This window comes from Falsiroseomonas sp. CW058, from assembly GCF_050563535.1.
Classification (GTDB): Bacteria; Pseudomonadota; Alphaproteobacteria; order Acetobacterales; family Acetobacteraceae; genus Falsiroseomonas.
Genome location: NZ_JBNXUO010000063.1, coordinates 1 through 8673, shown reverse-complemented (window position 1 = coordinate 8673; position 8673 = coordinate 1). Strand labels below are relative to the sequence as shown.

6 protein-coding genes are annotated in these 8673 nt (G+C 77.7%); 2 read left to right on the top strand and 4 right to left on the bottom strand.

The window, feature by feature from the left end:
• The coding region (locus tag ACK8OX_RS25045) for a hypothetical protein (RefSeq protein WP_430667021.1) at window positions 1-1470 on the top strand (1470 nt) is incomplete at its 5' end.
• Between the two features lie 145 nt (window positions 1471-1615).
• Window positions 1616-2386, top strand: a complete 771-nt coding sequence (locus ACK8OX_RS25040; RefSeq protein ID WP_430667020.1) for an SDR family NAD(P)-dependent oxidoreductase — start codon at window positions 1616-1618, stop codon at window positions 2384-2386.
• On the opposite strand, the gene ACK8OX_RS25035 is transcribed toward ACK8OX_RS25040, so the two are convergent.
• The 4 genes from ACK8OX_RS25035 to ACK8OX_RS25020 all read right to left on the bottom strand — a co-directional run.
• The gene (locus tag ACK8OX_RS25035; protein ID WP_430667019.1) at window positions 2370-3659 is read right to left on the bottom strand and encodes a capsule biosynthesis protein; all 1290 of its coding nucleotides are present in this window, start codon (window positions 3657-3659) and stop codon (window positions 2370-2372) included. The genes ACK8OX_RS25040 and ACK8OX_RS25035 overlap by 17 nt on opposite strands.
• A gap of 35 nt (window positions 3660-3694) precedes the next feature.
• Window positions 3695-4831 carry a hypothetical protein gene (locus tag ACK8OX_RS25030; protein WP_430667018.1) on the bottom strand — a complete coding sequence of 379 codons (1137 nt, stop codon included), beginning with the start codon at window positions 4829-4831 and terminating at the stop codon, window positions 3695-3697.
• Window positions 4832-4872: 41 nt separating this feature from the next.
• Window positions 4873-6195, bottom strand: a complete 1323-nt coding sequence (locus ACK8OX_RS25025; protein ID WP_430667016.1) for an aminotransferase class I/II-fold pyridoxal phosphate-dependent enzyme — start codon at window positions 6193-6195, stop codon at window positions 4873-4875.
• A gap of 117 nt (window positions 6196-6312) precedes the next feature.
• A partial coding sequence (locus ACK8OX_RS25020; RefSeq protein ID WP_430667015.1) for an SDR family NAD(P)-dependent oxidoreductase occupies window positions 6313-8673 on the bottom strand: 2361 nt, incomplete at its 5' end.

Sequence of the window (8673 nt, the reverse complement as noted above, 5' to 3'; positions counted from 1 at the left end):
TACCGCGCGACCTGGGAGGCGGCGGCCGGGCCGGCGCCCGCGGGGGCGGCGGCGGCGCGCGCGCGGCGCGGCGCGGCGCGGCGGCGCGGCGGGGCGGTGCTGGCGGTGCGCGATCCCTTCGCCGAAGGCGCGCCGGTGCTGCCGGGCAGCCTCGGCCCCGTCTCGCCCTGGACGCTGCTCGACGCGGCGGCGGAACTGCACGGCGCGGGGCGGGACCTGGCGCTGCTCGCCCTCGCGGCCGGGGTGGCGCTGCATGACGGGCCGCTGGCCGGCGCCGATCCCGCATCGGCCTGGGCCGCGGTCCTTGCCGCCACCCGCTGCACCGACCCCTTCGATGGCGCACCCTGCGGCATCCTCCAGGCGCTCGACCTCCTCGCGCTCTGGACCGCGCGGGAGGCTGAGGGGCGGCAGGTCGCGGCCTGCCTCGGAATCCACCCCTTCAAGCGCCAGCGGCTGCGGGACCTGCTGGCCTCCGCCGCGCCGCCGCCGTCCTTCCACGGCCGGGCGGGGGCGGCCATCGCCGCCGCGCGCCGCCGCGGGGGCGCGCTGCTGGCCTGGAGCGCCTCGGCCCCGCCCGGCCTCGCCGCGCGCTGCGACGCGGCCGGGGTGGCGCTGCTGTGGTTGGAGGATGGCTTCATCCGCTCCGCCGGCCTCGGCGCCGCCTTCCGGGCGGGCGCCTCCTTCGCGCTCGACGCGCGCGGGCCGCATTACGACCCGGCGCGGGAAAGCGACCTGGAGCATGTGCTGGCGACGGTGGATTTTCCCTCAACGCTGCTGGCCCGCGCGGCGGCGCTGCGGGAGGCGGTCGTCGCGCGGGGCGTCACCAAGTACAACCTCGGCGGCGCCGCCCCCGCCATCGCCGCCCCGCCCGGGCGGCGGCGCATCCTGGTGCCCGGCCAGGTGGAGGACGACGCCTCGGTGGCGCTGGGCGGCGGCGCCATCCGCACGAACCTCGCCCTGCTGCGGGCGGTGCGGGCGGCGGAGCCGGACGCCTTCCTCGTCTACAAGCCGCATCCCGACATCGAGGCGGGCTTCCGCCGCGGCCGCATCCCGCGCGCGGCGCTGGACGGCCTGGCGGACCAGGTGCTGGAGGACGCGCCGATGGCCGCGGTGCTGCGGCAGGTGGACGCGGTCCACACGCTGACCTCGCTGACCGGCTTCGAGGCGCTGCTGCGCGGCATCCCCGTCACCTGCTGGGGCCGGCCCTTCTATGCCGGCTGGGGCCTGACGGAGGACCGCGCGCCCGTCCCGCGCCGCACGCGGCGGCTGGCGCTGGACGAGATCGTCGCCGGCGCGCTGATCCTCTATCCCCGCTGCATCGACCCGCTGACCCGCCTGCCCTGCCCGCCCGAGGTGCTGCTGGACCGCATGGCCCGCCCCGACCTGTTCCCCCCCGGCCGCCGCGCGCGGCTGCGCGCCATGCAGGGCGCCGTCACGCGGCTGGTGGCGGGGCTGCGGGGGTGGCGGTGATGCCCGACACGCGAAGTTCCAACCGGCGGCCCGCAGGGCCGGGCGGCCGAATGGCCGCCGCGGCAGGTGCCGCGAAGCGCAGGGCCGCGGATGCGGCCCGCCCGGCGCATGAGGGGCACGAAGGTGGAACCTTCGTGCCGCAGGCATGAATTCCGTCGTCATCTCCGGCGCCTCGCGCGGGCTCGGCGCGGCGCTGGCGGAACGCTTCGCCGCGCCGGGGGTGCGGCTGCTGCTGGTCGCGCGTTCGGCCGATGCGCTGGCCGAGGTGGCCGCCCGCTGCGCCGCGCGCGGCGCGACGGCCGAGGTCGCGGCGATCGACGTGCGCGACGCCGCCGCGCTGGCCGCCCGCCTCGCCGCCTTCGAGGCCGCGGGGCCGGTCGACCTCGTCATCGCCAATGCCGGCATCTCCGCCGGCACCACGCCGGCGGGCGAGCCGGAGGCGGCGGCGGATGCGGCGCGGCAGGTGGAGGTCAACCTGCTCGGCGCGATGCACCTGGTCGGGCCGCTGCTGCCGGGGATGCGGGCGCGCGGGCGCGGTGCGGTGGCGCTGGTCGCCTCCGTCGCCGGCTTCCGCGGCCTGCCGGACTGCCCGGGCTACTGCGCCGGCAAGGCCGGGCTGATCGCCTGGGGGGAGGCGCTGCGCGCGGCGCATCTCGACGACGGGATCGCGGTGACGGTGATCGCACCCGGCTTCTTCGACAGCGCGATGGGCGACCGCTTCGCGGGGCCGCGCCCGCTGCTGCTCGGCCTCGACTCCGCGGCGGCGCGGGTGCAGCGCGCCATCCTGGCCGGGCGCGGGCGGGCGGTGTTCCCCTGGCCGGTCGGCGCGCTGCTGCGGGCGCTCGCGCTGCTGCCGCCCGGCCTCGGCGACCGGCTGGTGCGGCTGGTGCGCTTCCGCGTCATGCCCGGGCGGTGAAGGGAACGGGCAGCCCGACCGTGCCCTCGTCCAGGCGGCGGATGGTGTTGGCGACGGCGACCGCCCGGCCTTCCGGCCCGTAGAAGACGCCGCGCAGCTGCGTCGTCGCCTGCAACGCGCCGAGGAAGGCGTCCCGCAGCCCGGCATCCGGCGGCGCGCCATCCGCCCAGAAGCGGTCGAGCGGGCCCTGGAAGGCCAGCCCCGGCACGTCCCACACGGCGCGGCCGAGCGCGATGGCGGGCCGCCCGAGCACCAGCGCCCGCAGCCCCACCGTGCTGTTCACCGTGACCAGCCCGCGCGCGCCGCGCAGCATGTCGTCCAGCACGCCGTGATGGGCGATGTGGACGCGCTCCGCGACCCCCGCCGCGGCGGCGATGGCGCCCACCCGCCTTCCCCAGCGCTTCAGGCAGGGGTCGAGGGGATGTACCTTCACGATCAGCCGCCCGTCGCGCGGGGCGTGGCGGGCGAAGCTGCGCACCGCCTCCGCCACCGGCGTGTCCATGTCGGCATAGGGCGAATAGGCGCGGATGGAGAAGTCGGTCTCCATCTGCATGGCGAAGACCCAGTACGGATGCGGCTGCGACCGTGCCAGCGCGCGCGCGCCTTCCGCCCGTTCGCCGCCGCGCGACAGCAGCCGCAGCCCGATGCCGGCATAGGTCGCCAGCGGGTGGTGCAGCTGGTGCGACCGGTAGTGCCGGAACGGCCAGGGCAGCAGGTTCGCCAGGTGATAGGCCACGTCCCAGCGCGCCTGGCGGCCGAAATCGTCGCGGTGCCGCTCCTCGAGGTCGGCCGGCGGCGCGAGCGCGGCCAGCGCGCGGATCGCGTCGGGGTCCTGGGGGAAGCGGCTGTCGCCGCCCATGCCGTCGCGTTCCAGGGTGATCCAGTCCGGGCGGAAATAGCCGAAATCCGTCACCGTCACCGCGATGCCGCGCGCCCTTGCCGCGGCGATCGCGGCGCGGTGGTAGGCGCGCTGCTCGCCCAGCAGCATCAGGTCGGTGACCGCGTGGCGGTCGAGGAAGGCGGCGACGAAGGCCGGCCATTCCTCCGCCCGGCCGCGGAAGTCCTCGGCCGGCGGCAGGCCGGCGCCGCGCCAGAACAGCCGGTCGCCGAGGCAGAGATTGACCCGCCGCACCGCGTGGCCCAGCGCCGCGAGCCCGGCCGCGACCTCGGCGAAGAAGGGGCTGATCGGTCCCTGGAGGAACAGGAAGCACCGCTTGGGCGGGCCCTGCGGGCCGGCCGGGTCCGGCGGCAGGGCGGTGTCCTGGGGTGACATGGCGGGGGGATACCTCCCGGCCCGCGGCCGGTCTGTCAATTCCGCGGCGCCCCCGCGGGACCGCGCCAGATGCCCCAGCGGCCGGACAGCGGCGCCGGTATGCGGTCCATTGCATTCATCATGATATTGTTGTCATTCAGAATCCACGAAATCTCCACTCTCCGCCAGCCCCGCCGCTCCGCCAGGCCGATCGCCTCCGCCAGCAGCGCGCCCATGGCGAGCGCGGATGCCGGGTGCCCCCGGAAGCGCGGCAGGATGCCGAGCATCGGGATCCGCGCCGCCCCCGTCCGGCCCGACAGGGCGCGCAGCAGCCGCGCCCAGCCGAAGGGCAGCAGCCGGCCGTCGCGCGGCAGCGCGGCCTCGATGTCCGGCACGATCGCGACCAGCCCGGCCGGCGCGCCGTCCCACTCCGCGAAGACCACCTCGCCCGCGAACAGCAGCGGCCGCAGCAGCCCCGCCATGGTCGCGACCTCCCCCGGGCGGAGCGGGACGGCGTGGCGGTTCCCCGCCCAGGCCTCGTCGTAGAGCGCGGCGACGCGTGCGACCTCCGCCGCGAAGTCGCGCCGGTCCAGCAGCCGCAGCCGCAGCCGCGCCATCTCCGCCGCGCGGCGGGCGGCGATGGCGGCGAAGCGCGCGCGGTGCCGTTCCTGCCCGAGGTCGAGCGTGCAGGCCACCACCTCCTGCAGCGGCGCGAAGCCCGCGGCCCCGATCATCGCCGGCAGCCAGGGCGGGGTGCGCGGCATCCGCAGCGCCGGCGGCCGGTCGAAATGCGACAGCTGCGCGCCGACCTCGTGGTTGATCGTGAAGGACAGCGGCCCGTCGATCGAGCCGCGCCCGTGCCCGGCCGCGAACTCCGCCGCGGCGCCGAGCAGCGCGGCCAGCACGCCCGCATCCTCGGTGCAGCGGAGGAAGCCGAAGCTGGCAGGCCCCGGGCCGGCCAGCGGCACGCAGGCGGCGACGCGGCCCACCACCTCCTCCCCGCGCCGCGCCAGGAAGCGCGCGACCGCGTGGTCGTCGAGGAAGCGGTTGCGCCGCGGGTCGAACAGCCGCGCCTCCTCCGCCCGCAGCGGCACGCCCCAGCCGAGGGGCGCGAGCCGCGCCGGCAGGTCGAGGAAGGCGCGGGCCTCGGCCGGGGTGGCGACGGGGGTGATCAAGACGGGGGTGATCGACACGGGGCCACTCCCCCGCCCCACCGTCGCGGAGGGGGGCAGCCTCACCCGGCCGGGTCGGCGGGGGCGACGCCGTCGGCGGCCTCGGCCAGCCGCTCCACCGCGTCCCGCAGTTGCGCCTCCTCATGCGCCGCGGATAGGAAGAAGCGCAGCCGCGCCGCCTTCTCCGGCACGGCGGGGAAGACGATTGGCAGCGCGTTCACCCCCCGCTCCAGCAGCGCCGCCGAGACCCGTGCCGCGCGCACCGAGCTGCCGAGGATGACCGGCACGATGCCGAGCCCCGCCGAGGCCCCGGTGTCGAAGCCGCGCGCGCGGCAGAGCTCGCGGAAGGTGGCGGCGTTGCGTTGCAGCGCGGCCACCCGCCAGGGCTCCGCCTCCATCACGTCGAGCGCGGCCAGCGCGCTCGCCGCCAGCATCGGCGGCAGGCCGACCGAATAGACGAAGCCCGGCACGGTGTGGCGCAGCCAGTCGACCAGCTCCGCCCGCGCCGCGATGTAGCCGCCGCAGCCGCAGAGCGTCTTCGACAGCGTGCCCATCCAGATGTCCACCTCGGCCGGATCGACGCCCGCGGCCTCGAAGATGCCCTTGCCGGTGGCACCGACCACGCCGAGCCCGTGCGCGTCGTCCACCATCAGCCAGGCCTCGTGGTCCCGCGCGAGGCGGACGAAGCCGGCGAGGTCGGGCAGGTCGCCGTCCATCGAGTAGTGGCCCTCGATGACGATCAGGGCGCGCCCCGCGCCGCGCCGCGCCGCGCGCAGTTCCTTCCCGGCCTGCGCCAGGTCGTTGTGCGGGAAGGAGATGCGCCGCGCGCCCGACAGCCGCGCGCCCTCGGCCGCGGAGTTGTGGATCGCCGCGTCGTGCAGGATCAGGTCGCGCGGCCCCATCAGGTGCCCGATGACGGTGACGTTGGTGGCGTGGCCGCTGACGAAGGCGAGCGCGGCCTCGGCGCCGTAATGCGCGGCCAGCCGCCGCTCGAACGCCGCATGCACCGGCCTCTCGCCCGAGACGAGGCGCGAGGCGGAGGCGGAGATGCCGTGCCGCGCCATCGCCTCCGCCGCCGCCGCGTGCAGCCGCGCGTCGCCGTTGAGGGCGAGGTAGTCGTAGCTGCCGAAGTTCACGACCTCCCGCCCCGCGATGCGGGTGGTGGCGCCGGCCAGTCCCTCATGCGCGCGGAAGAACGGGCTCTCGATGCCGAGCGCGTCCATGGCGTCCCGCACCAGCCCCCAGTCCTTGAGGTTCTGGATCCCGCCGAAGCCGCGCGGGTCCGCGGCCGCCTGCGCCTCCTGCCCCTCGCGCCGGCGGGCGAGGCGCTGGACCAGGGCCAGGCGGGCGGTGGCGGAAAGGCCGAAGCCGGCGCCGCGGGTCATGCGGGGTGGGTGTCTCCGTTGGGATGGCCGGGCGGGACGGTGCCCGCCCCGTCATGCCCGCCCGCCGCCCCCGCCCGCAAGCGGGGGAAACGATCGGCAACGAAGGGGCCTGGCGGATCAGCCCGCCGCGCGGCGCCCCGCATCCGGCTCGAAGCTCTCCATCAGCGTCGCGATGGTCGCCTCCTCCGCGGCCGGCGCCAGCGCCGCCTCGGCGACCTGGCGGGCCAGGGCGGCGACCGTCATCTCCTCCGTCAGCGCCGCGATCGGCACCTGCACGCCGAGCCGCTGTTCGAGCCCGCCGCGCAGTTCCAGCGCGCCGAGGCTGTCGAGGCCGAGCCCGACCACCGGCGTCTCCGCGCCCACCGCCTCGGGCGGCAGGCGCAGGATGCGGCCGATCTCCTCCTGCGCGAGGCGCAGCATCAGCGCCTCCGCCTCGGGCCGCGCCATGCCGGCCAGCCGCGCGCGCAGGTCGCCCGTCTCCGCCGCCGTCTCGCGCCCCGCCAGCGCCGCCAGCATCGGCTCCGCCATCACCGGCAGGCGCAGCCGCTGCGCGCCGCCGTCGAGGCGCACCAGCAGCGGCGCGGCATGCGGTGCGGCCAGCAGCGCGGGCAGCGCCGACAGCGCCTCCTCCGCCGTCATGGCGGCGACGCCGAGCCGGCGGTGCAGCAGCTCCGCCTTGGCGGCGTCCCCGGCCAGCATCCCGGCATCGGCGATCGGCCCCCAGGCCACGGCCAGCGCCGGCCGCCCGGCCGCCCGGCGGCGCCGCGCCAGCGCCTCCAGCGCCGCATTGGCGGCGACGTAGTTGGCCTGGCCGGGATTGCCGAAGGCGGTGGTGGCGGAACCGAACAGCAGGAACAGCGCCAGCGGGTCGCCCGCGGTCAGCCGGTCCAGGTGTTCCGCGGCGCCGAGCTTCGGCGCGAGCACGCGGCGGAAGCGCGCGGCGTCCATCCCCGCGGCCGCGCCGTCCTCCAGCACGCCCGCGGCATGCACCACGCCGCCGATCGGCCGCACCGCGCGCAGCCGCGCCAGCACCTCGGCCAGGGCGGCGCCGTCGGCCACGTCGCAGGCATGGATCGTGGCCTGGCAGCCGAGCGCGGCGAGGTCGGTCAGCGCGTCCCCCGCCTCCATCGCGCCGCGGCGGCCGAGCAGCGCCAGGTGCCGCGCGCCCCGCCCGGCCAGCCACCTGGCGCAGGCCAGCCCGAAGCCGCGCGTGCCGCCGGTGACGACGATGGTCATGTCCCCCGGCGGCGCCCAGGGCGCCTCCGCCGCGGGGCGGATCGCCGGCGGGCGGATCACCAGCTTGCCGATATGGGCCGAGGCCTGGAGGGTGCGGAAGGCGGCCTCCGCCTCCTCCGGTGCGAAGGCGGCGAAGGGCAGCGGACGGAAGGCGCCGTCCTGGGCGCGGGCGCGGATCTCCGCCAGCAGCTTCGCCGCCAGCGCCGGGCGCGCGCGCGGCAGTTCGTCCACGTCGATCGCGAAGTAGCTGGCGTTGCGCCGCAGCGGGCGCAGCGGCGCGCGGCGGTTCTCCACGAAGTCGCGCTTGCCGAGTTCGAGGAAGCGGCCGAAGGGCCGCAGCAGGCCGAGGCTGCGCTCCATCGCCTCCCCCGCCAGGCTGTTCAGCACCACGTCCACGCCGTCCGGCCATTCGGCGCGCAGCGCGTCGGCGAAGCCGGGGTCGCGGCTGTCGAGCACGAGGTCGGCGCCGGCGGCGCGCAGGAAGGCGCGCTTGGCGGCGCTGCCCGCGGTCATCGCCACGCGCGCGCCGATCGCCTGCGCGACCTGCAGCGCCGCAAGGCCGACCGCGCCGGCCCCGCCATGGATCAGCACGGCCTCGCCCGCCTGCAACCCCGCGCAGCCTTCCAGCGCGTGCAGCGCGGTCAGGAAGGCGACGGGGATGGTCGCCGCCTCCTCCGGCGCCAGGCCCTCGGGCAGCGGCACCACCGCCTCGGCCCGGGTCAGGGCGCGGGTGGCGAAGGCGCCGGGCACCACGCCGAAGACGCGCATCCCGGGGCGCAGGCAGACATCGGGGCCCACCGCCTCGACCACGCCCGCCGCTTCCATGCCGAGCGTCGGGCCGGCGAAGCCGGCTTCCAGCACCTCCTCCGGCAGCAGGCCCTGCGCCCACATCAGGTCGCGGAAGTTCACGCCCGCCGCCTCGACGCGCAGCAGCACCTCGCCCGGGCCCGGCGCGCGGGGCTCCGCCGCCGCCCAGTGCAGCGTGCCGAGCCGGCCGGGCTGCGCCACCTCGAGCCGGGTCGCCCCGCCCGGCGGCGGCAGGGCGAGGCCGGGCACCAGGCGCGGCACCAGCCGCCCGGCCGCCGCCAGCGTCACCTCGGGCGCGGCGGCATCTAGTTCGGCCGCGAGGCGCGCGGCCGCGGCTTCCGTCGGCAGGTCGGGCGCGAGGTCGATGCGCCGCGGGCGCAGCGCCGGCATCTCGTTCGCGAGCACGCGCGCCAGGCCGAGCAGGGCGGCGGCCTC

What these genes read in the sequence shown, in the direction of transcription:
- ACK8OX_RS25040 (WP_430667020.1), top strand. Translation starts at nt 1,616, where the DNA reads ATGAATTCCGTCGTCATCTCCGGCGCCTCGCGCGGGCTCGGCGCGGCG.
- ACK8OX_RS25035 (WP_430667019.1), bottom strand. Translation starts at nt 3,659, where the DNA reads ATGTCACCCCAGGACACCGCCCTGCCGCCGGACCCGGCCGGCCCGCAG.
- ACK8OX_RS25025 (WP_430667016.1), bottom strand. Translation starts at nt 6,195, where the DNA reads ATGACCCGCGGCGCCGGCTTCGGCCTTTCCGCCACCGCCCGCCTGGCC.